The sequence below is a fragment of the Duganella sacchari genome, assembly GCF_900143065.1.
GTDB lineage: Bacteria > Pseudomonadota > Gammaproteobacteria > Burkholderiales > Burkholderiaceae_D > Rugamonas > Rugamonas sacchari.
In genome coordinates, this window is record NZ_FRCX01000011.1 from 23,119 (window position 1) to 48,240 (window position 25,122).

Consider the following 25,122-nt stretch of genomic DNA (forward strand, 5'->3'; position numbering starts at 1 on the left):
TTTTAGCTCCCAAGTTTTGCGACAAGTGATGGATATTTTTGGAAGGGCTCAGTGCGGAGCATGGTCTTGCGGGCCTCCTCAACACTGAGTTTTTTGCGTTCAATGAGATCTTCAAAAAGAACGCTCGCCACTTCGATGATGGCTTCATTAGGCTCTCCCTCGAAGCTGGTTCGAGGTGTTTCTTTATTTTCAGCAGTATCAAGCCAGATGCGTTGAACCGGCACAGTTTCTTCAATGACGCGAAGCATTGATTTGATAAGCGGTTGCAGCTCGCCAGCACCTGCCAGAACCGCTGCAACCGAAGGATGATTTTGATCGATCCTGTAACGCATGCCTGCTTTAAGCCGGTCTACACGCCATGCTTGTTCAATGGGGGCGTTACCTTGTGCCGGTGTTGGTGTGCCTCGGTATGCAAATACTTGCCGTGCTCGTTCACGCGTATTTTCTGCGAGTGACATCAGCCAAGGACGTAGTGATACAGGTGGCCGTGCCGTGGACTTGCGAACGTCAATTTTCCAATCTGCGTCTGCGGTGTTTGGAATGTCCAGGCGAATCCGTGCTAGGCGATGAGCTTCTTCGCGGTTCCAGGCACGGGCATTGCCGAGTCCAAGCCATCCACCAGCAACAAGCAGCCGTTCATTTCGATATACATAAAACCCTTGCTGAGCTGTCCAACCGGTAGGCCCCGCATTTTCCTCAAACTCGGCTACTGTTAATTTATCTCGGTGAGGCAATACGTGGCACTGGACCGCGACATTACCGTAGCTGGTCGCATGATTCGTGACCGGTGAGGTCCAAGGTTTTGCAGCGTGGCCCGACATAAACGGGTCCCAAGGAGCGACAGCTCTCCCGTTGAGCAATAGCTTGAGCTTGGCACGAGGTCCTTGAAGCAGGCGATGAAAGATCATCGCTAACTGCGATTCAACTGTATCTATTAGGTCATTGAAATTGTTGACGGTGTAGCCGCCAGTGACGACCCGATCCATCAGCTCCCACAGCACGAGCGTCCCCGACTTTGCAGCATTCAATGCGTCGAGATAGCTAGCTGAACCATCAGCTGGCCCCTCAAACAAAAGCCATCCGCCGTCAGGATTGGCTGCAAGCTCATCCAGATCCCAACGAAGACAGCTCTCCACTTCATTCTTGATGCTCTTAACCGTTAGGCGCCGGCATTGTGAAAATGAAGCTGTCTTCAAACCCATGCCGAAGCGGCCCAGGTCATGTGCTGCTCGTAAATCGAGTGGATTCTTATCACCTAAACGCATTGCACTTTCCAGCTCTGCGTCAGACATGCCTCTGCCGTTATCTAGTATTGAAATACGGCTTGAAAGACCATCCCAAACGAAATCGACACACACCTCTTTAGCTCCAGCAGAAATGCTGTTGTCGATGATGTCAGCCAATGCCGCAGATGTTGAATAACCTAAACCACGAAGTGCCTCAAGCATCGCCATTGCATGAGGAGGTGCGCTACGGGTTTTTAATGTCATGTTCAATGGCCTTCAGTTAAAGCAAGCAATCATTTGCTAGTTAGTTCCATCTCTGGGGTGTTGACTGATGCTGGCTCAATTTCTACAGAGGCATCGTCATCCACTTGAGCACCTTCGTCGGTTTGATCTTCTGAAGCATCCGAGCTCACTTGATGCTTCGGTCTTATCGGTGGCTTTCCGAAAAAGGCCAGGTGTAGCTGATCTGATTGATTAGGGTGTCTTAACTTACGAAGTGCTTTTGCCTCAATTTGGCGAATACGCTCCCTTGTCACACCGTAAGCGACACCAACTTCCTCCAGTGTGGAGGAAGAGTTCACACCAATACCGAAGCGTAGTCGAGTGACCTTTTGTTCTTTTAATTTGAGGCAAGAAATTACCGTGTCAACGATCCGGCAGAACTGAGCTTCGGCTGACACTTCAAACGGGTCAGGCGACACCAGGCTATCGTATGAACTAGCATCAATCAGTTCATCATCAAAGTCGTCATCTATCGTGGCAGGCTCTTGCGGAATTCGCTCAAGCGATCTGAGCTTTCGCAAACTGATGCCGAGACGATCTGCGATCTCGTCCGCCTCCGGTTTTCGTCCTACCTCTGCTTCAAAAGCCCGTGTCTCTCTATATAGCTTCTGGAGCGTTTCATAAACATGAACGGGAATCCGTATCGTCCGAGCAGTGTCAGCAACGGAGCGGCCTACTTGCTGGCGTATCCACCAAGTAGCATAGGTCGAGAACTTATAACCACGTCTCCAGTCGAAACGCTCAACCGCTTTCATTAAGCCGATATTGGCCTCTTGAACCAAATCGTCCAAAGGCTCGCCGCTGTAGAGATATTTTTTTGCGATATGGAAGGCTAGCTTCAAATTCGCTGCGGCCATCTGTTCACGTGCTTGCAGGTATCCAGCCATTGCCGCCGCAAATTCACAAGCCGATTCGTGAGGATCATTGCATGCGGCCTTAGTTAACTCGAAGAGAAACCCCGTGCTCAGCCGCAGTGCTCCCAGTTGTTCTTGAATTTCTTTTTTTGAGTCTGCTGATGAGGGCTCGTTTTTCAACTCGGTCAAACGCAGCAGCCCATCAAAGAAAGGGTGTGCAGCACTATCCGAGGTGATGGCAGCTTCTTCGGCTTCATCATCCGTCTCGTCGTCAGTGGCCTCCATCTCAGATACGAGAGTAGGCTCATCGTCAGAGGCGTCTAAATCAGGCTGAGGCTCAAGAGGTCCCATTGACACTGAAGATAGAGTCCTTGCTTTTTGCTGAACAAGACGACCTGCGGCTAATACCTTTTCGATTCCTTCGGGCCAAGAGGCGAGCACCTCAAGAGCATGTGCATGCTGCTTCTCCATTTGCTTTGCAAGTGCAACCTCTTCATCGCCGGAGATCAGTTTGATCTTCTGAAATTCTTTGAGGTAGATCCTCAACGGCTCTGAGCGTCGAGAAGCGACGGTATCGATAAATTGCAAGGCGGTGTCAATGACTTGCTCCTCATCTTCACTCTCATACGGCGAGATGAAAACGGTGAAGTCTTCCTGACTGGTTCGATATTCAAATCGCTCATCGATCTCTGCGGCCAAGTCATTGACTACCAAGCTCAACAGGGCTTCAAACTCAGGGTTCGCAGTCCCGTCGTCATTCGTAGACAAAGCCTCGATTGCCATATGGGGCACGCTTCCCTCACGATACGCTCTCAGTAGCGTGAGACGTAAATTCTCCCTGGCTTCAATATCATCTTTGCGTATGAACGGAACCGATTGCTCTGGCAAGAACGCATCAACATCGTCCCAGTCAGTTGAGGAATCAATGGGTTCATGGGCAGATATGGCTGCCTGGACTGCACTCGCTTCGGCGGCTAAGGTCGGATCTAGCTCAGGTGGAGTAAGGGTTTCTTCCGGCTCCCATCCAAATAAATCAAAGCCATCCACCTCGATTTCTGAGCTGCTATCAGAAGGTGTCGCTTCTACGACAATTACTGTGCCTTCATCTGGATGAGCTGATTCGGCGGGCGAATCTATCGCCGCTGCATGCTCTACCGGAGAAGGCAGTGGTGCATCAGACGACGCTACGATTTCAGGCGAAGAAGTTGGAGGAGCCAACACTTGGGCCGCTTGGTCAGCTCCCACTTCAACGGCTATCGCATGGGCCGTTCTGCCTACCGGGTCAAGTAATGAATCGTCAGCACCGGCATTGAGTAGCAGTTGGCATATGGCTGATTTGTTTCTTGTCGCTGACAGCATGAGCAAGGTCAGCCCATTCCCATCGCGAGCATTGAGATCATCGCCTCGGTCGATATGGAGCTGCACAGCACTCTCAACTCCTGCCATCACAGCCATTTTGAAAAGAGGATTTAGAGGAGACATGCTGGCTCCTCTCATTCTGCTTTATTCGAGCGAGTTGCTAAAGCTTCAAACCTACTGAAGAAGGATGCCACAGGCTGACTCCCATGGCCCCGTTCTGTTTTCCCTGCATTCATGTGGACTAAAACGTGTTATAAATAACAATTATGTTTTAGCAATTCTACAGGAGTTACCTGAAGTTGGCAGGTCTAAGTAACTTTCTTTTGATAAATTCTTGATGGATTAAATGATTTGTTTGTGCTCGCACAATAAAATTTATCCTGCTTGAATCAAATCTCGTGAGACGACTTAGTTGCTGCTTGTTTTTTTACTCTTCAGCCCTGTTACTTTTTTAGGCTGTTGGTTTTCTTTAGCCCAGTTCTTCGGCTCACTCACGAAATCTTTAAAACGGCCATCATATTTCAGAGCCGTTTGATCGATAGGCCATTGCAGCAAGTCTACAATTTCCTTGCAGTCAGGCAGATCACGCACATAGCCCCAATGCACAGCTTGCCCGCCACCGCTTCCATCTTCATGCCCAACGATCTTTAAAATCTTGCCCGCGTTGGCATCCTTGTTGTGAAGCTCTGTGATGACGTTCACGCGGAATGAGTGGAAGCTCGTTTGTGGCAGCTTGATTTTCAAAGCCCGCTGATGCTCTAGTAATGCGGCAGAGAGGTGCTTGTAATAAGAGTGGTTGATGTATGGCGTATGCGGGAAAATCCGTTCAGCACCTGCCGCTTTGCACTCTTCCACGTATTGAAGGAAACCCATATCAATCAAGGCTTGTGCAATGGGGACGTTGCGAATGCCACCGACCGTTTTACTTTTGTAGACGTGGATGTAGTGAACGCCATTGTCAGCAAGATGCACGTCCTGTGTGCGAATCTGAGTCGCCTCCCCAATCCGCATACCGCTATAAACGCCCAAGAGTGGCCCCCAGAATAAATCCGGCTCAGTCATGCGAGCCAGATAGCCCTTCGACTCAAAGAGCGTTTGCAGGGCTTGCACAGGGAAGGGCTGGAATGATTGTGTGCTGGCTTTCCTCGTTTTCTTGGTATGGATGTGTAAGCCCCGAACAGGGTTCTCTTGCGAGAGCGTATAGAGGCCATGCCCAATGGCGTAGTCAAAGAAGTCCTTCAAGGAGTCTAGCTTGTTATCAATGGTCTTGGCCGACTGTGCATCCTCACCACTTGCGAGCATCCCCTTGTAGTCAGTGAGGGTCTTCTTGCTGATGGCATTGCTCTCAATGTCTTTCTCTTTGTAGTCTCCTTTGGCCTTCCGAGCTTCCACTGCCCGAAGACCACGCTCTTTCAAAAAGTCCGTATTCTGGCTTTCAGCGAGCCAGCGTTCAACGACTTCAACATGCGAGAAGGAGCGGGCTAGAAAATCTTTGATGTGATAGGTCTTCGTCACCACTGTCCTAGGCCCATTTTTCCCCGCACAGTTAGCCAGCCATTTTTTGACAGCAGGTATTAGGGCTTCAGATTTTTCCATCTTGATCTCCATAGCTCGTCGCTGTTGAACCTGCTCAGGAATAGGACCGATCTTTTCCAAGGCTTCCATAGCCCGGTCATGATCTGCTTGGGTGCCATCCGTTTTGATGGTCATTCCGTTAGGTAGGCTGATCTCATAACGATCAATCGAGCCAAAGTCGAAATCTGAAATTTTGGGCTGATTCATTGCTCGTTGCCTCTCAATGTTGAGATTCAATTGCAGAGCAATAATATTAGCAGTTCGCACACACTTAGTGCGAAGACTGATGCGTTTCTCGGTGCCGTTGGCTTTGTAGCGAAAGTAGTAGACGCCGCAACGGTTGAGGAACAAACGAGGTGCTTTGATTTGCATAGGTGGCTCACTAGGAATGGCACACCCGCAAAAGCAAAAAGCCGTTGAGTCCTTTTGGATTCAACGGCTTGCCGTATTCTGGTTGCGGGGACAGGATTTGAACCTGTGACCTTCGGGTTATGAGCCCGACGAGCTGCCAGACTGCTCCACCCCGCGTCTGTGCCGTTATTATAGGGCAGTTCGCGCGTTTAGGCAATATCAATCTCCGAAAGAAGCATGATAGATCGAATAAATGCCGAGCTGGCGGGACGGCTATCCTGCCGCGCGCACGGCAATCGGTGTAAAGTAAGCATAAAACCGACCTGTCCAATGAGTTTATGAAATTCTGTTCCGAATGCGCTTCCCCTGTCAGCCTGTCGATTCCGGCGGGCGATAACCGTCCCCGCTACGTGTGCACCAACGCCAGCTGCGCCGCCATCCATTACCAAAATCCCAAGATGGTGCTGGGCTCGATTCCCGTGTGGGAGCGCGGCGGCGAGCTGCAAGTGCTGCTGTGCAAGCGCGCCATCGAGCCGCGCTACGGCTACTGGACGCTGCCGGCCGGCTTCATGGAAAACAATGAAACCACCAGCCAGGCGGCGATCCGCGAAACCCAGGAAGAAGCTGGCGCGAATATCAAGCTTGGCAAGCTGTTTACATTGCTCAACGTCGCGCACGTGCACCAGGTCCATATGTTCTACCTGGCCGAACTCATCGACCTCGACTTCGCGCCTGGCGAGGAAAGCCTGGAAGTCCAGCTGTTCACGGAAAAAGAGATTCCCTGGGACGAGCTGGCCTTCCCCACCATCCGCACCACGCTGGAACTGTTCTTTGCCGACCGCGTAAAAATCCGCGAAGGCGGCAGCTATGGCTTCCACACGCAGGACATCAACCGCAATATGCGCTCTGACATCGAACCGGCGTGACGCATTAAGATGATTCCGTGGCTCGATACCGACACCCCGTTTCCGGATGTCTCCACCGCCTTGACGACCGAGGCGCCCGGCCTGCTGGCCGCCGGCGCCGACCTGTCGCCGCAGCGCTTGCTCATGGCCTACCAGCACGGCATCTTCCCATGGTTCTCGGAAGGCCAGCCCATCCTGTGGTGGAGCACCGATCCGCGCATGGTGCTCATGACGGCAAACTTCCACGTCACCGACTCGCTCAGGAAAACCTTGCGTAAAGTAGAACGCAGCCGCAACGAAGGCGGCCGCTGGCAAGTGCGTTTCGACAGCGCGTTCGAACTAGTCATGCGCAACTGCGCCGCGCCGCGCCGCGATGGCCCCGGCACCTGGATCTCGGAAGACATCATTGCCGGCTACACCGGCCTGCACCGCATGGGTTACGCGCATTCGGCCGAAGTCTGGCTGGATGGCGAGCTGATGGGCGGCGCGTACGGCGTCTGCATTGGCCGCATGTTCTATGGCGAGTCGATGTTTGCGCGCGTCACGGACGCCTCCAAGATCGCCTTGTCCTATCTGGTGCGCTTCCTGCGTGAGCAGGGTGTAAGCATGATCGATTGCCAACAGGAGACCGGCCATCTGGCCTCGCTGGGTGCGGCGCCCATTCCGCGCGCCCAATTCCTGGCGCATCTGCGCAACAGTATTGAATTGCCTCAGATCACAGCATGGGAACCAATTGCACCACTCGCGCCAGCCAGTTAAGCTAGCGTAAAGACTCAACCACTCGCCCGATAGGACGTGCATGACGCACCTGAACGACCTGCCTTTCGCGACGCTGCAGTTTTACACAACGGCGCCCTACCCTTGCAGCTACCTCGACGCCCGTCAGGCCCGCTCGCAGGTGGCTACGCCTTCGCACCTGATTAATGCGGACGTCTACTCGGAGCTGGTCAAGAACGGCTTCCGCCGCAGCGGCATCTTTACTTATCGGCCATATTGCGATGGTTGCCAGGCCTGCATCCCGGTGCGCGTGGTGGCGGACGAGTTCAAGCCCAACCGCACCCAGCGCCGCGCCCGCATGAAGCATGGCGACCTGACGGCAGGCGTGGCCACGCTGTCCTTCTCGGACGAGCATTACGAGCTCTACCTGCGCTATCAGAGTCGCCGTCACGCCGGCGGCGGCATGGACCAGGACAGCCGCGACCAGTACGCGCAATTCCTGCTGCAAAGCCGCGTCAACACGCGGCTGGTGGAGTTCCGCGAGCCGGGCGGCACGCTGCGCATGGTCAGCATCATCGACGTGCTGTCGGATGGCCTGTCCTCGGTCTACACCTTCTTTGATCCGGATGTGGAAGGCGCCTCCTATGGCACCTACAACGTGCTGTGGCAAATCGAGCAGGCGCGCGAACTCAAGCTGCCCTATGTCTACCTGGGCTACTGGATCAAGGAAAGCCCGAAAATGTCCTATAAAACCAACTTCAAGCCGCTGGAAGCCCGCATCAAGGGCGTGTGGAGCGTGCTGGACGCCTGATAAAATACGGGCGATCACCAACCAGAGCGCCCCATGTCCAACAAATTCCTGTATTCCCTGGCCCGTCCCATGCTGTTCTCGATGGACGCCGAAGCCGCCCACCACTTCACCCTGCCTGCACTGAAACGCGCCGCCGCACTGGGCCTGACCCGGCTGGTCGCCCAGCCCAAGGCCGATCCGCGCACCGTCATGGGCATCACGTTTAAAAATCCGGTCGGCCTCGCTGCCGGCCTCGACAAGGATGGCGCTTATATCGATGCGCTGGCCGACCTGGGCTTTGGCTCGATCGAAGTGGGCACGGTGACGCCACGCGCGCAACCGGGCAATCCCAAGCCGCGCATGTTCCGCCTGCCGGAAGCGCACGCCATCATCAACCGCATGGGCTTCAACAATGGCGGCGTCGATGCGTTTGTGGCCAATGTACAGTCCTCGCGCTTCTACCAGGACAAGGCCGGCGTGCTGGGCCTGAACATCGGCAAGAACGCCGATACGCCGATTGAACGCGCCACCGACGACTACCTGCACTGCCTGGAAAAGGTCTACCCTTACGCCAGCTATGTCACCGTCAACATCTCCTCGCCCAACACCAAGAACCTGCGCCAGCTGCAAGGCGGTTCCGAACTGGACGGCCTGCTGAGCACCTTGAAAGACGCCCAGCTGCGCCTGGCCGACCAGCACCAACGCTACGTGCCGCTGGCATTGAAGATTGCACCGGACATGGACGGCGACCAGGTCAAGAACATCGCCGATGCGCTGATCCGCCACAAGATCGACGGTGTCATCGCCACCAACACCACGCTGAACCGCGATGCAGTGACTGGCATGCTGCACGGCGCTGAAGCGGGCGGCCTGTCGGGCGCGCCGGTGTTCCAGTTCTCCAACACCGTGATCCGCCTGCTCAAGGCCGAGCTGGGCGATGCGCTGCCCATCATCGGCGTCGGCGGTATCATGCAAGGGGCGGACGCCAAGGTCAAAATGGAGTGCGGCGCCCAGCTGGTGCAGCTGTACAGCGGACTGATCTACGCTGGACCTGCGCTGATCAAGGACTGCGCCGACGCGCTTCGCGGCCACTAAAAGGAAAGCATATGCAAACGGTACAACTGGGTAACAGCCATCTGAACGTCAGCAAGATCTGCCTCGGCACGATGACCTGGGGCGAGCAGAACACCGAGGCGGAAGCACACAGCCAGCTCGATTACGCTATCGAGCGCGGCATCAACTTCATCGACACGGCGGAAATGTACCCAGTGATGCCGCGCGCCGAAACGCAAGGTTCAACCGAGCGCTACATCGGCAGCTGGCTGAAAAAGAGCGGCCTGCGCGACAAGGTGGTGATCGCCACCAAGGCGGCCGGTCCCAACGCCAACGTCAGCTGGATACGCGGCGGCCGCGCGCGCAACTTCGACGCCGCCAATTTGAAAGCGGCAGTGGACGCCAGCCTGCAGCGCCTGCAAATCGAGCATATCGATTTATATCAATTGCACTGGCCCAGCCGTAACGCGCCCATCTTCGGCAACAACAGCTTCAATCCCCAGCATGACCGCGAGTGCGTGGCCATCGAAGACACGCTGGCCGCGCTGGGCCAGCTGGTCAAGGAAGGCAAGATCGGCGCGATTGGCGTCTCCAACGAAACCTGCTGGGGCGTCAACGAATTCATCAAGCAGGCCGAGCTGCAAGGCCTGCCGCGCATCGCCTCGATTCAGAACCTGTACAACCTGACCGCGCGCCACTACGAAACCAGCCTGCTGGACGAAACCTGCTACCGTGAGAACGTCAGCCTGCTGGCGTACAGCCCGCTAGCGTTCGGCCAGCTGACCGGCAAGTACCACGACAATCCCAAGGCCCATGGCCGCCTGACCATCTTCCCGCCCAACTGGAGCCCGCGCTACCTGCGTTCGGGCGTGCTGGAAGCGGTGGCCTGCTACACCAAGCTGGCGCGCGCCAACGGCCTGACGCCGACGCAGCTGGCCCTCGGCTGGTGCTACTCGCGCTGGTTCGTGGCCTCGACCATCATCGGCGCCACCAACCTCGACCAGCTCAAGCAGAACATCGACGCGCTCGAGGTGCAGTTGCCGAAAGAAGTGATCCAGGCCTGCGACGCCATTCACGCGCGCATCACCAACCCGGGCCAGTAAGGCTCATGCGATGTAGCGGCTGGGGCTGACGCCAAACTGGCGCTGAAATGCCGTGCCAAACGCCGCCAGGCTATGATAGCCGCAGGCCAGCGCCGCGTCGGTCACGCTGGCGCCACCGGCCAGGCGCGACACCGCGTGCAGCAGGCGTGCCTTCTGGCGCCAGGCCTCCAGCGTCATGCCGGTCTGCTGCGGGAACAGGCGCTGCATGGTGCGCAGGCTGGCGCCAGCCTCGCCCGCCAGCGCGGCGATGCCACGCTCATCATCCGGCTGCCGCAGCCAGTGCTGCGCCAGTTTCAACGCGCGCGGATCGCCGGGCAGCGGCAACGCCAGGTCCTCATGGCCGGCCGACAGCAGCAAATCAATCAGCACGCCAGCCAGCCGTGCCTGAGCGGGCTCGTGCGGGGCCAGCATGCCAATGCCGAGGATGTGCAGGATCAGTTCGCGCAACAGCGGCGTCACCGCCAGCACCACCGGCATCTGCGGCAACGGTGCCGCGCGTTGCGCGCCGATGTACAGCGTACGCACCGCCACCGCGCTTTCCATCTCGATGCGGTGCTGCAACCGTGCTGGCACCCAGATGGCCCGTGTGGGCGGCGTCAGCCAGGCCATGCTGGCGGTGCACACCCGCATCACGCCCGACGCCGCAAACACCAGCTGTCCCCATGCGTGGCTGTGCTCTTCTATGACGGCGCCGGTGCGGAAGCCCAGCGCCAGCGAGCGCACATCGTAGCCGTCGCCATCCATCTCAGGGAAACTGGAAGGCCGGATCGTACTGCATGGCGCCCACCAGATTGCCTTCGGTATCTTCGAAGTAGATCAGTTCGCCCACGCCCTCAATCCGGTAGGGCTGCATGACGATGCGCCCCCCGCCGGCTTCCACCGCCGCCATGGTGGCGCGCAGGTCGTCCACGCCCATGCTGGTTTCGTAGGCGGCGACGCGTACGCCGGCCACCAGTTCGCGGCGCTCCTGCAACGCGCCCAGCAAACCCTGTCCGGCATTCTTGATCTGGTAAAAGCCGGGCGGCCCCCATGGGTCGAAGCGCCAGCCGAACACGCTTTCATAAAACGTCCTGGCACGGCCGACATCGTCGGCGTTGATGGCAAAGTGGCGCAGTGTGGCTGACATGGCGATCCTCCGTGGGTTGAACGACCGTTCCACTATAGCCGCGCCCACAGTGGCGCGCTGCCGCTACGGCGACAAAATTTTACCCATACGTGCCACAATAGCGACACCTTGTAACAACAATATTCAGAATTCACATATCCTAAGTAATAACGATTCGTGGGCAAATGCATTGCCCGCATATAACATCCCGACATTACATCACTACGAGATTGCTACCATGCCTACCCGCTCACCGCTGACCGTCCTTGCTCCCCTGCCGCGCGCCCTGTTGTTGGGCGGTTTGATGATGGCAAGCGTCCCCGCGTGGGCGCAGCAAAGCGTGTCGGATGGCGAGCTGCAATCCATCGTGGTGACCGGCACCTATGCCAAGAACCGCCGCACCGTGGATTCCGAATCGCCGGTGGATATCATTGGCGCACGCGAACTGCAGGCCAGCGGTTCGACCGAGCTCGCGACCGTGCTGGGCCGTGTGCTGCCGTCGCTGAACTTCCCGCGCCCCTCCGGCGCCGATGCCAGCGACGCCGTGCGCCCGGCGCAACTGCGCGGCCTGTCGCCGGACCAGGTGCTGGTACTGGTCAATGGCAAGCGCCGCCATGCTTCGGCCGTGGTCAACGTCAACGGCACGCAGGGCCGCGGCTCGGCGCCGGTCGACCTGAATGCAATTCCACTGTCGGCCATCGACCACATCGAAGTGCTGCGCGATGGCGCGGCAGCGCAGTACGGTTCGGACGCGATTGCCGGCGTCATCAACATCATCCTGAAAAAAGGCGCGGCGGGCGGCGATGCGGAAATCGGCTTTGGCGAATACCAGAAGCGCGACGGCAAGCAAGTGTCGGTGCGCGGCTCGACCGGCTTCAACCTCGGTGATGACGGCTGGGTGCGTATCGCCATCGACGCCGCCGACCGTGACCCGACCAACCGCGCCGGCGCCGACTTCCGCAATCCGGCCGATCCGCGCTACGGCAAGGTCAACCAGCGCTTCGGCGACCCGGACACCAAGCCGCGCGTGCTGTTCGTGAATGGCCAGTACCGCGTGAACGACAATATCGACTGGTACGCCTTCGCCAACTACGGCCAGCGCGACACCTCGGCCGCCGCCACCTGGCGCACCTTCGGCCGCTCGACGATCTATCCGGAAGGCTTCCTGCCGCTCGAGAACAGCCGGTCCACCGACACCTCGCTGGTCACCTGCCTGCGCGGCGAAGCCTCCGGCTGGCGTTGGGACGTGAGCGCCAACTACGGCAGCAACGAATTCAAGCTGGACCTGGACAACACCGTCAATCTCGACCTGGCTGGCAGCAGCCCGACCCACTTCTACGCCGGCAAGCTGAAGAACACGCAGTCGCTGCTGAATGTGGATGTCGCCAAGGAATACGCAGTGGAAGCCTTCACCGGCCCGCTGACGGTGGCGCTGGGCGCCGAGTACCGTCACGAGGAATACGAGATTGGCGCGGGCGATCTGGCGTCCTACTCGGGCAGCGGTGCGCAGGGCTTCTCCGGCTTCCGTCCAATCAACGCCGGCACCAACAGCCGCCACAACCAGTCGATCTACGCCAACCTGGAAGCGGAAGTCACCAAGCAGTTCTCAGCCTCTGCCGCGCTGCGCCACGAGCGCTACAGCGACTTCGGCAGCACCACCTCGGCCAAGGGTTCGGCGCGCTACGCGTTCAACGATGCGGTATCGCTGCGTGGTACGGCTTCGTCCGGTTTCCGCGCACCATCGCTGGCGCAGCAGTTCTACACCATCACCACCACCAACTTCTCGGTCGTGAACGGCGTGAATACGCCGATTGAAACCGGCACCTTTGCGGTGGGCAGCGCGGCCGCCTCGGCACTGGGCGCGACGCCGCTGAAGGCAGAGAAAGCCCGCAACTACAGCCTCGGCCTGCAATTGCAGCCGACCCGCAACTGGACCACCACGATTGACGCCTACCGCATCAATATCGATGACCGTGTCGCGCTGTCGGCGAATATGACGCTGAGCCAGACGCTCAAGGATACGCTGGCCAAGCAAGGGCTGCTGGTGGGCGCGGGCCGCTACTTCACCAACGCCATCGACACGCGCACCACCGGCGTCGATATCCTCAGTACCTATCGCTGGGAGAGCAGCAAGGTGGGCCGTTTCGACTTCACCGCCGCTTACAACCACAACAAGACGGCGCTGGAGCATGTGAACGCCAACCCGGCGATCCTGACCGCCAACGGCCTGACGCTGATCGACCGCCAGACCATCAACCGCATCACCGTTGGTTCGCCCAAGGACAAGTTCAGCCTGGCCACCGACTGGACCCAGAACATCTGGGGCGCGCGTGCTGTGGTGACGCGCTACGGCAGCTTTACGGTGCCGCAGAATAGCGTGGCGCTGGACCAGACCTACGATCCGCAATGGGTGCTGGACCTGTCGGGGAGCGTCAAGCTGGGCAAGAACTGGCGCCTGAGTGCCGGCATCGACAACGTGACCAACCGTTATCCGGACCAGGTCACGTCGGCGGGCAACCTGAACAATAACGGCATCAATCCGTATAGCGGCTTTGCGCCGAACGGTTTCAACGGCCGCTACTACTACGCCAAGGCAGCCTATAGCTGGTAAGCCTATCCCCGCACAGCGGTATGCAAGGGTCCGCCCCCGTACGGGGTCAGACCCTGATGTGCCGGGTTCAAGGCTGGCGCTTACGCAGCCGTCAGCTGGCGCAGTGTTCTTGCTGGCGGCGGGTTGCCCGCCAGCTTGAATACACTCACCGCCTGCGCCAGCAAGTCCGCCTGGTCGCGCATGCTTTGCGCGGCGGCGGCCGCTTCTTCCACCAGCGCCGCGTTCTGCTGGGTCACGTCGTCAATCGACACAATCGCCTGATTGACCTGCTCAATCCCGGTACTCTGCTCGCTGCTGGCCGCGCTGATCTGGTTCATGATTTCCGCGACCTGCTGCACCGACTGCACGATGCTCTGCATCGTTGTCCCGGCCTGATCCACCAATGCTGCGCCGGTATTCACTGTCTCCACCGAACGCCCAATCAGCTCCTTGATTTCCTTGGCGGCCGAGGCCGAACGCTGCGCCAGCGTGCGCACCTCCGACGCCACCACGGCAAAGCCCCGCCCCTGCTCGCCCGCACGCGCCGCCTCCACTGCCGCATTGAGCGCCAGGATATTGGTCTGGAACGCAATGCTGTCAATCACGCTGATGATATCGACAATCTTGTTGGAGCTTTCCTTGATCGCGCCCATGGTGCTGACCACTTCGCCCACCACTTGCCCGCCCTTGGTAGCGTAGTCGCTGGCGGCCACCACCAGCTTGGTTGCCTGCCGCGCATTCTCTGCGTTCTGCGACACGGTGGAAGTCAGTTCCTCCATCGAGGATGCCGTCTCTTCCAGGCTGGACGCCTGCTGCTCGGTACGCGACGACAGATCCAGATTGCCGGTAGCGATCTGGTTCGACGCCGTGGCAATCGTGTCCGTACCCGAGCGCACCTGACCCACCGTGCGCGCCAGGCTGTCATTCATGTCGATGAGCGCGCGCAACAGCTGGCCGGTTTCATCCGTGGTGTTGCACTCCACGCGCATGGTGAGGTCGCCGCCCGCCACCGCCTGCGCCATATCGACCGCCCGGTTCAGCGGCTGCGTGATGCTGCGCGTGATCCAGTACAGCACCCACGCCGCCAGCGCCGCTGCCGCCACGGTCAGCAGGACCATGGTCATGCGCGAACTCGAATAAGCCTGCTCGGCAACGCTACTCGCTTCCTCGATGGCCGCAGTCTGGAACTTGACCATGTCGGTCAAGGCATTCAGGTACGCGGTCTGTTCCTTGCGCACAGTGGTCAGCAGATATTTGACGGATTCGTCGCGCTTGCTTTCGTCGGGCGACATTTTGATGAAGGCGTTTTGCACGACCAGATATTTTTCGCGCGCCTCCAGCACGGCTTGCAGCTTGGCCTTGCTTTGCGGGTCGTTATCGTCGGCGATCAGCTTGCCCAGCTTGTCGAGCCGTTCGGCGTTTTCCACCTTGCGCTTGTCCACGCGCTCCAGCTCGGCCTTGACCACCGCCGGATCGGTGGACAGCATGGCGTTGCGCATCGCGCGGGCAATGTCGTTGAGCCCGCCTATCGTTTCGTAAGCGAGGATGACCTTGGGTACTTTATCCGTGGCGAGATCCTTGGTGTTGTTATTCAACTTGCCAAGATTGCCTATTCCGACAACAGAAATGCCGACCATGAAGATGATGGCAACGCCCAGACCAGCCGCCAGACGGTAGCCGATTTTCCAATTACCGATACCCATTTCAGTGCTCCCGGAGTTGGATGCAGGGAATCAGTATAGGGTCATTCCATTACGGAAATTTGGGAAAATTTGAGAACTGTTCTGCCGCCGCCACACTCAGGTGGCGGCGGCAGGCAATTACGAGAGTTCCCCGCCGTTGAGGGCGGCGTCGATGTCGGCCCGGCTCAGGTCCGGCGCAAATTGCTGGATGAAGTGGTAGGCGTAGGCACGCAGATAGGCGCCCTTGCGCACGGCCAGGCGCGTAGTGTTCTGCGCGAACAGGTGCGACGCTTCCACTGCACGCATGCCTTTGTCGCGACCATGGTCAAACGCCATCGAGGCGACAATACCCACACCCAGGCCCAGCGATACATACTGTTTGATGACATCCGAATCCATGGCGGTCAGCACGATGTCCGGCTTGACGCCAGCCTGTTCGAACGCCGCGTCAATGTGGCCACGGCCCGTAAAGCCGACGTCATAGGTAATCAGCGGGAACTCGGCCAGGTCTTCCAGCTTGATCGGCGACCGGCTCAGCAGCGGATGGCCGTCGGGCACCACAATCAGATGGCTCCAGCGGTAACAAGGGAAGGACACCAGGTCCGGGAACTGCGACAGGCCCTCAGTGGCAATACCGATGTCAGTCTTGCCCGACAAGATCCATTCGGCGATATGTTCCGGCGCGCTCTGCTGCAAGGCGATACGCACATCGGGATACGCGCTGCGGAAGCTCTGCACCACTTTCGGCAGCGCATAGCGCGCCTGCGTGTGCGTGGCAGCCACGCTCAGCGTGCCGCTTTGCTGGCCCGTGTATTCCAGGCTGGCCTGCTGCAGGTTCTCGGCTTCGATCAGCAGACGGTCGATGATTTTCAGGATGCCTTTGCCTGGCTCGGTCATGCCGGTCAGGCGCTTGCCATTACGTTCGAAAATCACGACGCCCAGTTCGTCTTCGAGTTCGCGGATCTGGCGCGACACGCCAGGCTGTGAGGTGAACAAGGCATTCGCCACTTCCGTCAGGTTGTAGCCACGACGGGCGGCTTCGCGGATGGACCGCAGCTGTTGAAAATTCATTGAGAGGCTCCTCCATCCACGAACACGCGCAGACGTTTTGGTCGCACTACCAGCGTCTCGCCTTCCTTGAGGCCGAGCGTGCTGAAGCGCTCATTAGGGATAACTGCTTCGATCAGTTCGGCGTTGTCGCCGCGTTCCAGGTCCAGCTGGGCCAGCGGACCGATCGCATGCGCGCGGCGCAGCTTGACCACGATGCCTTCCGCGCCCGGCGTGTAGCGGTCTACCTCCAGCTCATGCGGACGCACATAGGCGATGCCCTTGCCTGCCGCGCCCGGTTCGCCCGGCACGGTAAAGCTGGCGTCGCCACTGGCCAGCACGCCATCCTGCACGCGGCCATGGAACATATTGACGTTGCCCAGGAAGCCGTAGACAAACGGCGAGGCCGGGTGGTTGTAGACCTCGTCCGGTGCGCCGATCTGCTCGACATTGCCTTTGTTCATGAGCACCACCTGGTCGGCCACTTCCAGCGCTTCTTCCTGGTCGTGGGTGACGAAGATGGAGGTTACGTGCAGTTCGTCGTGCAGGCGGCGCAGCCAGCGGCGCAGTTCCTTGCGCACCTTGGCGTCCAGCGCGCCGAACGGTTCGTCCAGCAACAGCACACGCGGTTCCACCGCCAGTGCACGCGCCAGTGCAATCCGCTGACGCTGGCCGCCCGACAGCTGCGGCGGATAGCGGTCCGCCAGCCAGTCCAGCTGCACCAGCTCCAACAGCTCTTTCACTTTGCGGCGGATCTGGTCTTCCGACGGACGCTCGCCGCGCGGTTTCACGCGCAGGCCGAACGCGACGTTTTCAAACACCGTCATGTGCTTGAACAGCGCATAGTGCTGGAACACGAAGCCGACCTGGCGCTCGCGCACATGACGTCGGGACGCATCCTCGCCATCCAGCAGCACCTGGCCCGAATCTGGATGCTCGAGGCCGGCGATACAGCGCAGCAGCGTGGTCTTGCCGCAGCCGGACGGGCCGAGCAGCGCGGTCAGCTCGCCTTGCGGGAAGTCCAGCGACACGTTATTGAGGGCGACGAAATCGCCGAAACGCTTGTTGATGTTGTTAACTGCAATCGTCATGGTATTACTCCGAAGTGCGCACGTCGTCGGCGATGGATTCGTTCAGGCGCCAGGCGATAAAGGATTTCACAACCAGCGTCACCAGGGCCAGCAGCGCCAGCAGGGACGCCACGGCAAAGGCGGCGGCAAAGTTGTATTCGTTGTACAGAATCTCTACTTGCAGCGGCATGGTGTTGGTCTCGCCACGGATGTGGCCGGACACCACCGACACCGCGCCAAACTCGCCCATGGCACGGGCATTACACAGGATCACGCCATACAGCAGGCCCCATTTGATATTGGGCAGCGTGACGCGGCGGAAGGTGTCCCAGCCCGATGCGCCCAGCACGATGGCAGCCTCTTCTTCTTCGCTGCCTTGCGCCTGCATCAGCGGGATCAGCTCGCGCGCCACAAACGGAAACGTGACAAAGATGGTGGCCAGCACGATGCCCGGCACCGCAAACAGGATCTTGATGTCGTGCTCCTGCAGCCACGGACCGAACCAACCTTGCGCGCCAAACAGCAGCACATAGATCAGGCCCGAGATCACCGGCGACACCGAGAACGGCAGGTCGATCAGGGTCAGCAGGATGCTCTTGCCACGGAATTCAAACTTGGCGATGGCCCACGAGGCCGCCACGCCAAACACCAGGTTGAGCGGCACGGCAATCGCTGCGGTAATCAGCGTCAGCTTGATGGCCGAGATGGCGTCGTCTTCAATGATGGCGGCGGCATACGCGTCCCAGCCTTTTTTGAGCGCCTCGACAAACACCGCTACCAGCGGCACAAACAGGAAGAGCGTCAGGAACAGCAGCGCAATGGTGATCAGGATGCCGCGCACCCAGCGTGGTTCCAGAATCTCCGGCGCCGACGGCAGCTCGCCGCGCCGCACGGGTGTAGTTGGTGCTCCACTCATTTTATTTCCCCGACTTTCCGCGAGCCCAGGCTTGCAACAGATTGATGGTCAACAGCAGCAGGAACGACACCACCAGCATCACCACCGCAATCGCGGTCGCGCCGGCGTAGTCGTACTGCTCCAGTTTGGTGATGATGAACAGCGGTGTAATCTCGGACACCATCGGCATATTGCCGGCAATGAAAATCACCGAACCGTATTCGCCGGTGGCGCGCGCAAAGGCCAGCGCAAAGCCGGTCATCAGCGACGGCAGGATGGTCGGGAACACGACGCGGCTGAAGGTCTGCCAGGCATTGGCGCCCAGGCTTGCGGCGGCCTCTTCCAGTTCGCGCTCCGCATCTTCCAGCACTGGTTGCACGGTACGCACCACGAACGGCAGGCCGATGAAGGTCAGTGCAATCACCACACCCAGCGGCGTGAACGCAACCTTGATGCCGGCCACGCCTTCGATATAGCGGCCCAGCCAGCCGTTGGCGGAATACAGCGCGGTCAGCGTAATGCCGGCCACAGCGGTTGGCAGCGCGAATGGCAGGTCCACCAGCGCATCCACAATCCGTTTGCCAGGAAACTCATAGCGCACCAGCACCCACGCCACGATGCCGCCAAAAATCACGTTGATGAAGGCGCCGATCAGCGAAGCGCCGAACGTCAATTTGTAGGAAGCAATCACGCGCGCCGAAGTGACCGTGTTCCAGAACGCCTCCCAGCTCATGGTGGCGCTCTTCAGGAAGATGGCCGACAGCGGGATCAGGACGATCAGCGTCAGGTAAAAAATCGTGAATCCCAGCGATAGCCGGAAACCCGGCATGACGCGGAACGGGGCGCCTCGCTTGGCCACGGGCGGCGTGGCGGCGGGCACTGCGAGAACTGCAGACATGGTTGCTCCCTTATTACAAAACCTTCTATAAGGGCTGCATATTCTCATCTATGCTTCATAATACAAACGAAGCAATAGTCATTTGATTAGATCATTCAGCTATATACGAGCTTGGCGGCCACGGCCACCAGGGTCACCGCCAGCAAGCCGCGCAGCAGCCCTTCCGGCACCGCACGCGCGGCATAGGAGCCTAGCGTAATGCCGGGCAAGGAACCGATCAGCAAGGTCAGCAACAGCGTCCAGTTGATCGAGCCCAGCCACCAGTGACCGACAGCGGCAATCGCTGTCAGCGGTACGGCGTAGGCGATGTCGGTACCGGCCACTTCGGCGGCCGACAGGCGCGGATACAGCATCACCAGCAGCGTAGCGCCAATCGCGCCCGCGCCGATCGAGGAAATCGTCACCAGGATGCCGAGCACGGCGCCGCTCAAAATGGTGGCATTGCGCAAGGCAGCGCCCTGCAACTGACGCTCCGGATGGGCGGTAATCCAGGCCAGCATTGTGCGTTTAAACAACAGGGCAATGACGGTCAATAACACGGAGGTGGCGATCATGTAGCGGATGATCTGTCCCATTTCCTTGTTCAGTGTGCCAAAGTGTTTGAGGGCGACGGAGGCCAGCAGCGCGGCCGGCAGCGCGCCGATGCAGAGACGGCGCACGATGTCCCAGTGGACCGTGCCACGCATTTTGTGGGTGAAGGTGCCGACACCCTTGGTCAGCGAGGCGAAAGCGAGATCGGTGCCGACCGCAACCGCCGGCGTTACGCCAAACAGCAAAGTTAGCAGCGGGGTCATCAGCGAACCGCCGCCAACGCCGGTCATGCCGACCAGCAGGCCAACTGCAAATCCCGATGCAACAAAGTGCACATCCATAGAATTTCCCCAAAGTAGGCCCGCAGGGTACCTACTTCGAGGATATATCCAAACAACGGAAAACTTATAAGCTTATTTGTTCGGCTGCGGGGTAACGCGCAGGTAAGGACGTGGTGCGCTAAAGCCTTTTGGATACTTCTGTTTCAATACTTCTGGATCTTGCACGGTCAGCGGGATGATGACGTCATCGCCGTCCTTCCAGTTGCCCGGGGTGGCAACCGTGTAGCCATCAGTCAGTTGCAGCGCATCGATCACGCGCAGCACTTCGTCGAAGTTACGGCCGGTGCTCATTGGATAGGTGATGCTCAGGCGAACCTTCTTGTTCGGGTCGATCACGAACAGCGTACGCACGGTGGCGGTGGCCGATGCTTCCGGGTGAATCATGTCGTACAGCGTCGCGACTTTGCGGTCGGCATCGGCGATGATCGGGAAGCCAACCACGGTGTTCTGGGTCTCTTCGATATCCTTGATCCACGCGGTGTGCGACTCGGCCGGATCGACCGACAGCGCGATCGCTTTCACATTGCGCTTGTCGAATTCCGGTTTCAGCTTTGCAGTCAGGCCCAGTTCGGTGGTGCAGACTGGCGTGAAGTCTGCCGGGTGCGAGAACAGCACTACCCACGAATTGCCAGCCCATTCATGGAACTTCAGTTTGCCAATCGAGGAATCTTGTTCAAAGTCAGGCGCGGTATCGCCCAGGCGAATAGTCATAGTTATGTTCTCCAATGGGAAAGGGTCAAGCGGACAAGACACCATTGTGCGCTTGCTCTGCTAAAAAGTACAAGGTTTCCAGACCTTCAGGCCAATCGCCGAGGCCGGACTCCGCATTGATATGGCCCAGCGGTCCGCCATTGATGAAGCGGCTATCCCAGCGCCGCGCCCACTGCGCCGCGCGCGGCGCCGCCATCCACGGATCATTGGTACTGCCCACCATGATGGAAGGCACAGGTAAAGCCTGCTGCGGCAGCTGCGCTGCGACGTTGAATTTATCGGGATCGGCCGGCGCTACCAGCAGCACGCCCGCGACGCCAACCGGATCGCGCGCCAGACTGTGCACCGTCGCCAGTGCGCCAAAGCTGTGGCCGACGATCAGCGTGGGCCGCGTATCGCGCTGGCGCAGCGCATCGACACGTGCCGACCAGCGCGCCAGATCGGGCACCTCCCAATCATCCTGCTGCACCCGCTCGAACGCGGGGAACAGGCGCTGCCAGCGGCTTTGCCAGTGGTCCGGTCCGCTGTTATGCAGACCGGGCGCAATCAGCACGCGAAACTCGGCAAAGACGCTGGCCATGATGGATTACTTGTTAGGCTGGTAGATCTGGTCGAACAGGCCACCGTCGGCGAAGTGGGTCTTCTGCGCCTTGGTCCAGTCGCCTGCCACTTGTGCCAGCGTGAACAGTTTCACGTTCGGGAATTGCGCGGCGTATTTCTTCGACGCCTTTTCCGTGGCTGGACGGTAGTAGTTCTTGGCGATGATGTCCTGCGCTTCATCGGTGTACAGGAAATTCAGATAAGCCTCCGACACTTTACGGGTGCCGCGCTTGTCGACCACCTTGTCCACCACGGCCACTGGCGGTTCGGCCAGGATCGAGACCGACGGGGCGACGATGTCAAACTTGGTCGGACCCAGTTCCTTGATCGCCAACAGCGCTTCGTTTTCCCAGGCGATCAGCACGTCGCCGATGCCACGCTCAACGAAGGTGGTGGTGGCGCCGCGGGCGCCGGAATCCAGCACTGGCACGTTTTTGTACAGCTTGCTCAGGAAGTCTTTTGCCGAGGCTTCGCTGCCGCCTGGCTGACGCAGCGCATAGCCGTAGGCCGCCAGGTGGTTCCAGCGGGCGCCGCCGGAGGTCTTCGGATTTGGGGTAATCACCGACACGCCTGGCTTTACCAGATCGTTCCAGTCCTTGATGCTTTTAGGGTTGCCCTTGCGGACCAGGAATACGATGGTCGAGGTGTAGGGCGTGCTGTTGTGCGGCAGCTTCTTCTGCCAGTCTGGCGATAGCAGCTTATGTTCGGCAATGGCGTCGATGTCATAAGCCAGCGCCAGCGAGACGACGTCCGCTTCCAGGCCATCGATGACTGCGCGGCCTTGCTTGCCCGAACCGCCGTGCGATTGTTTGATTTTGACGGTGTCGCCCGTCTTGGTTTTCCACTCTTTGGCGAACGCAACGTTCACGTCCTGGTACAGCTCGCGGGTTGGATCATAGGAGACGTTCAGCAGCGAAATCTCCGCAGCCAAAGCAGGTGCAACAGCGGAGACAGCGAGAACAGCAGCAGCAATGATTTTTTTGGACAGCATTGGATTCCCCTAGTAGTGAAGGTCTCCAGATTACTGCCGTCCCTTATAAATGAGAACTAAGATTTAATTGATTCCATATACAAGAAAATCATAAGAAGCGGTTGTACAGCACCACCGCCCAGGTGGCGATCGCCAGCAAGCAGGTCAGCAACACGGCTGCGCTACCGAAATCCTTGGCGTTTTTGGACAAAGGGTGGCGTTCCAGCGACACCCGGTCCACCACCGCTTCAATCGAGGAATTAATCAGTTCCACGATCAGGATCAGCAGCAGCACGCCGATCAGCACCAGCTTTTCAAACGCTGAAATCCGTAGGATCAGCGCAATGATGGCGCCCACGACAAATACGCTGACCTCCTGGCGGAACGCGTGTTCATGCCGCCAGGCCGAACGGAAGCCGTCAAGCGAATACCAAAATGCCTGATAAATCCGTTTGAGGCCGCTCTTGCTTTTGAACTCGCTGACTGGATCCATGATGTAGAAAAAAATAAGAATGCCGCAATTATGCAGCATTTTCGTTTTTTTCCACATTATGGTATAAAGTTTGGTATCGATTACCGCATCGCACAAACCACATCATGAAAATCGAACCCGTTCCCGAGCAAAAGACTACCATCCAGGTGATCGAGCGCATGGTGGCGCTGCTCGATGCTTTGGCCAAGTATCCAGATCCTGTGAGCCTCAAGGAATTGTCCAAGGTTTCGGGGCTACACCCATCTACCGCCCATCGAATTTTGAATGACATGGTGGTCACCCGCTTTGTCGACCGCGTTGAACCGGGCACCTACCGGCTCGGCATGCGCCTGCTGGAATTGGGCAATGTGGTCAAGAGCCGCCTGTCCGTGCGCGAGGCCGCGCTGGACTTCATGCGTGCACTGCACAAAAAAACCCAGCAGACCATCAACCTGTCGGTACGCCAGGGCGACGAGATCGTCTACATCGACCGCGCGTTCTCGGAACGCTCGGGCATGCAGGTGGTGCGCGCGATTGGCGGCCGGGCGCCACTGCACCTGACCTCCACCGGCAAGCTGTTCCTGTCAGCCGATGAGCCGAAAGCCATCCGCGCCTACGCCACCCGTACCGGCCTGGCGGGCCACAACAAGAATTCGATTACGGATCTGGGCAAGCTGGAGCGTGAACTCAGCCTGGTGAAGTCGCGCGGCTACTCGCGCGACAATGAGGAGCTGGAACTGGGGGTGCGCTGCATGGCCGCCGGCATCTACGACGACAGCGGCAAGCTGATTGCCGGGCTGTCGATCTCGGCGCCGGCCGACCGTCTGCAGGAAGAATGGATGGAAGATCTGGTCATTACCGCACGCCAGATCTCCGCCACGCTGGGTTACATGCCTGCCGAGTAAGTTGGGCTGGTGCTGCCGCCCAGGCTGGCCGGGCGCAGCGCTTCCAGCCATTTGCGCATGCGGCCGGCATCGGCCGTACGCGATTGCTTGCCCTTGGAATCCAGGAACACCATGATCACCGAGCGGCCTTCAATCACCGCCTGCATCATCAGGCAGCGCCCGGCTTCGTTGATGAAGCCGGTTTTCTGCAAACCGATGGCCCAGTCCGGGCTGGCCACGAGATGGTTGGTGGTGCCAAACGCCATCGGACGGCCATTGCTGGTTTCCACGATGGCTTTCGGGTCGGTGGAGAACTGGCGCAGCATCGGCTGCTGATACGCCGCCATCGCCAGCTTGGCCAGATCGCGCGCGCTGGCCACATTCATTTTCGACAGGCCATTGGAATCGACATAGTGGGTGTCCGTCATGCCCAGCTCGCGGGCTTTGGCATTCATGGCGTCCACAAAAGCCGCGCGGCCGCCCGGATAGTTGCGGCCCAGTGCCGAGGCCGCACGGTTTTCCGAGCTCATCAGCGCGATGTGCAGCATATTGGCGCGCGTCATCTGGGTGCCGACTTTCAGGCGCGAGCTGCTGAACTTCTCGCGGTCCACGTCCTCATCGGTGACGGTGAGAATTTCGTCCATGTCCTGCCGGGCTTCCACCACGATCAGGCCGGTCATCATCTTGGTGATCGAAGCGATCGGCAAGGCGATGTTGGAATTCTTTTCAAACAGCACTTCCGAATTGGCCTGGTCCAGCACCAGCGCCACGTTGGATTTCAGGTCCAGCGGATCGTGGGTGCTGCTCAGGCCCGCCAGATCGCCCATGGTCGGCACCGGCGGCGCGGCAGCGATCACGCGCTGGTACACCACCTTGCGCTTGCCGTTGACCTTGATCACGCGCTTGACCACGCGGTCGCCGGCGTCAGCCGCAGCGATGCGTACCACCTGGCGTTTCTTTTTCACATGCGTTTTTTTGGGCGCGGCGCCGCTGGCGTCCGTTGCCGGTGCAGCGATGGCAGCAGATGCAAACATCAGCGAAATGAGCGCGCTTAATGCGAGTTTAACCATTCGTATCCCCAAAAAAGAATTCAAGCAATCACGGTTGCAGT

23 protein-coding genes and 1 tRNA gene are annotated in these 25,122 nt (G+C 58.9%); 7 read left to right on the top strand and 17 right to left on the bottom strand.

From position 1 onward, the window contains the following. Positions 1-2: 2 nt before the first annotated feature. The 4 genes from BUA36_RS22350 to BUA36_RS22365 form a co-directional block, all read right to left on the bottom strand. Positions 3-1,490: an ATP-binding protein gene (locus tag BUA36_RS22350; RefSeq protein WP_208861921.1), complete on the bottom strand. Its 1,488-nt coding sequence runs from the start codon at positions 1,488-1,490 to the stop codon at positions 3-5. A gap of 29 nt (positions 1,491-1,519) precedes the next feature. Beyond that, complete coding sequence (locus BUA36_RS22355) at positions 1,520-3,844, bottom strand: sigma-70 family RNA polymerase sigma factor (protein ID WP_072787594.1); 2,325 nt, start codon at positions 3,842-3,844, stop codon at positions 1,520-1,522. A 285-nt stretch (positions 3,845-4,129) separates the two neighbouring features. Beyond that, entirely contained in the window at positions 4,130-5,668 is a 1,539-nt protein-coding gene (locus BUA36_RS22360; protein WP_072787596.1) for a site-specific integrase, read from the bottom strand. A 79-nt stretch (positions 5,669-5,747) separates the two neighbouring features. After that, positions 5,748-5,824 (bottom strand) — tRNA-Met (locus BUA36_RS22365). 161 nt (positions 5,825-5,985) lie between these two features. On the opposite strand from BUA36_RS22365, the gene BUA36_RS22370 reads away from it, so the two are divergent. Genes BUA36_RS22370 through BUA36_RS22390 form a run of 5 tightly spaced genes read left to right on the top strand, consistent with a single transcriptional unit; the run spans position 5,986 to position 10,215 of the window. Beyond that, entirely contained in the window at positions 5,986-6,573 is a 588-nt protein-coding gene (locus BUA36_RS22370) for an NUDIX hydrolase (RefSeq protein ID WP_072787599.1), read from the top strand. A gap of 9 nt (positions 6,574-6,582) precedes the next feature. Beyond that, positions 6,583-7,311 carry a leucyl/phenylalanyl-tRNA--protein transferase gene (aat, locus tag BUA36_RS22375; RefSeq protein WP_072787601.1) on the top strand — a complete coding sequence of 243 codons (729 nt, stop codon included), beginning with the start codon at positions 6,583-6,585 and terminating at the stop codon, positions 7,309-7,311. Between the two features lie 40 nt (positions 7,312-7,351). Next, positions 7,352-8,080: an arginyltransferase gene (locus BUA36_RS22380; protein WP_072787603.1), complete on the top strand. Its 729-nt coding sequence runs from the start codon at positions 7,352-7,354 to the stop codon at positions 8,078-8,080. 33 nt (positions 8,081-8,113) lie between these two features. After that, entirely contained in the window at positions 8,114-9,154 is a 1,041-nt protein-coding gene (locus BUA36_RS22385; RefSeq protein WP_072787605.1) for a quinone-dependent dihydroorotate dehydrogenase, read from the top strand. Positions 9,155-9,165: 11 nt separating this feature from the next. Next, positions 9,166-10,215, top strand: coding sequence for an aldo/keto reductase (locus BUA36_RS22390; protein WP_072787606.1), 1,050 nt, complete (start codon positions 9,166-9,168; stop codon positions 10,213-10,215). Between the two features lie 3 nt (positions 10,216-10,218). Here the strand turns inward: BUA36_RS22390 and BUA36_RS22395 are convergent, their stop codons facing one another. Both BUA36_RS22395 and BUA36_RS22400 read right to left on the bottom strand, forming a co-directional pair. Further along, a complete protein-coding gene (locus BUA36_RS22395; RefSeq protein ID WP_072787608.1) occupies positions 10,219-10,959 on the bottom strand; it encodes an AraC family transcriptional regulator in 741 nt (246 codons plus the stop codon). A gap of 1 nt (position 10,960) precedes the next feature. Further along, on the bottom strand, positions 10,961-11,341 hold the full coding sequence (locus BUA36_RS22400) for a VOC family protein (protein ID WP_072787610.1): 381 nt from the start codon (positions 11,339-11,341) through the stop codon (positions 10,961-10,963). 217 nt (positions 11,342-11,558) lie between these two features. Between BUA36_RS22400 and BUA36_RS22405 the strand changes: the two genes are divergently transcribed. Next, on the top strand, positions 11,559-13,931 hold the full coding sequence (locus tag BUA36_RS22405; RefSeq protein WP_072787612.1) for a TonB-dependent receptor plug domain-containing protein: 2,373 nt from the start codon (positions 11,559-11,561) through the stop codon (positions 13,929-13,931). Between the two features lie 80 nt (positions 13,932-14,011). Here BUA36_RS22405 and BUA36_RS22410 read toward each other — a convergent pair whose 3' ends face one another. The 10 genes from BUA36_RS22410 to BUA36_RS22455 all read right to left on the bottom strand — a co-directional run bounded on the left by BUA36_RS22410 (position 14,012) and on the right by BUA36_RS22455 (position 23,148). Continuing rightward, positions 14,012-15,613, bottom strand: a complete 1,602-nt coding sequence (locus BUA36_RS22410; protein WP_072787614.1) for a methyl-accepting chemotaxis protein — start codon at positions 15,611-15,613, stop codon at positions 14,012-14,014. Between the two features lie 117 nt (positions 15,614-15,730). Then, positions 15,731-16,663: a CysB family HTH-type transcriptional regulator gene (locus BUA36_RS22415; RefSeq protein ID WP_072787616.1), complete on the bottom strand. Its 933-nt coding sequence runs from the start codon at positions 16,661-16,663 to the stop codon at positions 15,731-15,733. After that, a complete protein-coding gene (locus BUA36_RS22420) occupies positions 16,660-17,730 on the bottom strand; it encodes a sulfate/molybdate ABC transporter ATP-binding protein (RefSeq protein ID WP_072787618.1) in 1,071 nt (356 codons plus the stop codon). Before BUA36_RS22420 ends, BUA36_RS22415 begins: the two co-directional genes overlap by 4 nt. Before the next feature lie 4 nt (positions 17,731-17,734). Continuing rightward, on the bottom strand, positions 17,735-18,625 hold the full coding sequence (gene cysW, locus BUA36_RS22425; RefSeq protein ID WP_072787620.1) for a sulfate ABC transporter permease subunit CysW: 891 nt from the start codon (positions 18,623-18,625) through the stop codon (positions 17,735-17,737). A 1-nt stretch (position 18,626) separates the two neighbouring features. Continuing rightward, on the bottom strand, positions 18,627-19,502 hold the full coding sequence (cysT, locus tag BUA36_RS22430) for a sulfate ABC transporter permease subunit CysT (protein ID WP_084560297.1): 876 nt from the start codon (positions 19,500-19,502) through the stop codon (positions 18,627-18,629). 95 nt (positions 19,503-19,597) lie between these two features. Further along, positions 19,598-20,374, bottom strand: coding sequence for a sulfite exporter TauE/SafE family protein (locus tag BUA36_RS22435; RefSeq protein ID WP_072787622.1), 777 nt, complete (start codon positions 20,372-20,374; stop codon positions 19,598-19,600). A gap of 72 nt (positions 20,375-20,446) precedes the next feature. Then, a complete protein-coding gene (locus BUA36_RS22440; RefSeq protein WP_072787624.1) occupies positions 20,447-21,085 on the bottom strand; it encodes a peroxiredoxin in 639 nt (212 codons plus the stop codon). A gap of 25 nt (positions 21,086-21,110) precedes the next feature. Next, positions 21,111-21,665 (bottom strand): RBBP9/YdeN family alpha/beta hydrolase, encoded by a 555-nt coding sequence (locus BUA36_RS22445; RefSeq protein WP_072787627.1) that lies wholly within the window; start codon positions 21,663-21,665, stop codon positions 21,111-21,113. A gap of 6 nt (positions 21,666-21,671) precedes the next feature. After that, positions 21,672-22,676, bottom strand: a complete 1,005-nt coding sequence (locus BUA36_RS22450) for a sulfate ABC transporter substrate-binding protein (RefSeq protein WP_072787629.1) — start codon at positions 22,674-22,676, stop codon at positions 21,672-21,674. A gap of 88 nt (positions 22,677-22,764) precedes the next feature. Next, a complete protein-coding gene (locus tag BUA36_RS22455; RefSeq protein ID WP_072787892.1) occupies positions 22,765-23,148 on the bottom strand; it encodes a diacylglycerol kinase in 384 nt (127 codons plus the stop codon). A gap of 104 nt (positions 23,149-23,252) precedes the next feature. On the opposite strand from BUA36_RS22455, the gene BUA36_RS22460 reads away from it, so the two are divergent. Further along, on the top strand, positions 23,253-24,032 hold the full coding sequence (locus BUA36_RS22460; protein WP_072787630.1) for an IclR family transcriptional regulator: 780 nt from the start codon (positions 23,253-23,255) through the stop codon (positions 24,030-24,032). Here the strand turns inward: BUA36_RS22460 and pbpG are convergent. Continuing rightward, positions 24,014-25,081 (bottom strand): D-alanyl-D-alanine endopeptidase, encoded by a 1,068-nt coding sequence (gene pbpG, locus BUA36_RS22465; protein WP_072787631.1) that lies wholly within the window; start codon positions 25,079-25,081, stop codon positions 24,014-24,016. The genes BUA36_RS22460 and pbpG overlap by 19 nt on opposite strands. Positions 25,082-25,122: the final 41 nt, after the last annotated feature.

What these genes read in the sequence shown, in the direction of transcription:
- BUA36_RS22350 (WP_208861921.1), bottom strand. Translation starts at nt 1,490, where the DNA reads ATGACATTAAAAACCCGTAGCGCACCTCCTCATGCAATGGCGATGCTT.
- BUA36_RS22355 (WP_072787594.1), bottom strand. Translation starts at nt 3,844, where the DNA reads ATGTCTCCTCTAAATCCTCTTTTCAAAATGGCTGTGATGGCAGGAGTT.
- BUA36_RS22360 (WP_072787596.1), bottom strand. Translation starts at nt 5,668, where the DNA reads ATGCAAATCAAAGCACCTCGTTTGTTCCTCAACCGTTGCGGCGTCTAC.
- BUA36_RS22370 (WP_072787599.1), top strand. Translation starts at nt 5,986, where the DNA reads ATGAAATTCTGTTCCGAATGCGCTTCCCCTGTCAGCCTGTCGATTCCG.
- aat (WP_072787601.1), top strand. Translation starts at nt 6,583, where the DNA reads ATGATTCCGTGGCTCGATACCGACACCCCGTTTCCGGATGTCTCCACC.
- BUA36_RS22380 (WP_072787603.1), top strand. Translation starts at nt 7,352, where the DNA reads ATGACGCACCTGAACGACCTGCCTTTCGCGACGCTGCAGTTTTACACA.
- BUA36_RS22385 (WP_072787605.1), top strand. Translation starts at nt 8,114, where the DNA reads ATGTCCAACAAATTCCTGTATTCCCTGGCCCGTCCCATGCTGTTCTCG.
- BUA36_RS22390 (WP_072787606.1), top strand. Translation starts at nt 9,166, where the DNA reads ATGCAAACGGTACAACTGGGTAACAGCCATCTGAACGTCAGCAAGATC.
- BUA36_RS22395 (WP_072787608.1), bottom strand. Translation starts at nt 10,959, where the DNA reads ATGGATGGCGACGGCTACGATGTGCGCTCGCTGGCGCTGGGCTTCCGC.
- BUA36_RS22400 (WP_072787610.1), bottom strand. Translation starts at nt 11,341, where the DNA reads ATGTCAGCCACACTGCGCCACTTTGCCATCAACGCCGACGATGTCGGC.
- BUA36_RS22405 (WP_072787612.1), top strand. Translation starts at nt 11,559, where the DNA reads ATGCCTACCCGCTCACCGCTGACCGTCCTTGCTCCCCTGCCGCGCGCC.
- BUA36_RS22410 (WP_072787614.1), bottom strand. Translation starts at nt 15,613, where the DNA reads ATGGGTATCGGTAATTGGAAAATCGGCTACCGTCTGGCGGCTGGTCTG.
- BUA36_RS22415 (WP_072787616.1), bottom strand. Translation starts at nt 16,663, where the DNA reads ATGAATTTTCAACAGCTGCGGTCCATCCGCGAAGCCGCCCGTCGTGGC.
- BUA36_RS22420 (WP_072787618.1), bottom strand. Translation starts at nt 17,730, where the DNA reads ATGACGATTGCAGTTAACAACATCAACAAGCGTTTCGGCGATTTCGTC.
- cysW (WP_072787620.1), bottom strand. Translation starts at nt 18,625, where the DNA reads ATGAGTGGAGCACCAACTACACCCGTGCGGCGCGGCGAGCTGCCGTCG.
- cysT (WP_084560297.1), bottom strand. Translation starts at nt 19,502, where the DNA reads ATGTCTGCAGTTCTCGCAGTGCCCGCCGCCACGCCGCCCGTGGCCAAG.
- BUA36_RS22435 (WP_072787622.1), bottom strand. Translation starts at nt 20,374, where the DNA reads ATGGATGTGCACTTTGTTGCATCGGGATTTGCAGTTGGCCTGCTGGTC.
- BUA36_RS22440 (WP_072787624.1), bottom strand. Translation starts at nt 21,085, where the DNA reads ATGACTATTCGCCTGGGCGATACCGCGCCTGACTTTGAACAAGATTCC.
- BUA36_RS22445 (WP_072787627.1), bottom strand. Translation starts at nt 21,665, where the DNA reads ATGGCCAGCGTCTTTGCCGAGTTTCGCGTGCTGATTGCGCCCGGTCTG.
- BUA36_RS22450 (WP_072787629.1), bottom strand. Translation starts at nt 22,676, where the DNA reads ATGCTGTCCAAAAAAATCATTGCTGCTGCTGTTCTCGCTGTCTCCGCT.
- BUA36_RS22455 (WP_072787892.1), bottom strand. Translation starts at nt 23,148, where the DNA reads ATGGATCCAGTCAGCGAGTTCAAAAGCAAGAGCGGCCTCAAACGGATT.
- BUA36_RS22460 (WP_072787630.1), top strand. Translation starts at nt 23,253, where the DNA reads ATGAAAATCGAACCCGTTCCCGAGCAAAAGACTACCATCCAGGTGATC.
- pbpG (WP_072787631.1), bottom strand. Translation starts at nt 25,081, where the DNA reads ATGGTTAAACTCGCATTAAGCGCGCTCATTTCGCTGATGTTTGCATCT.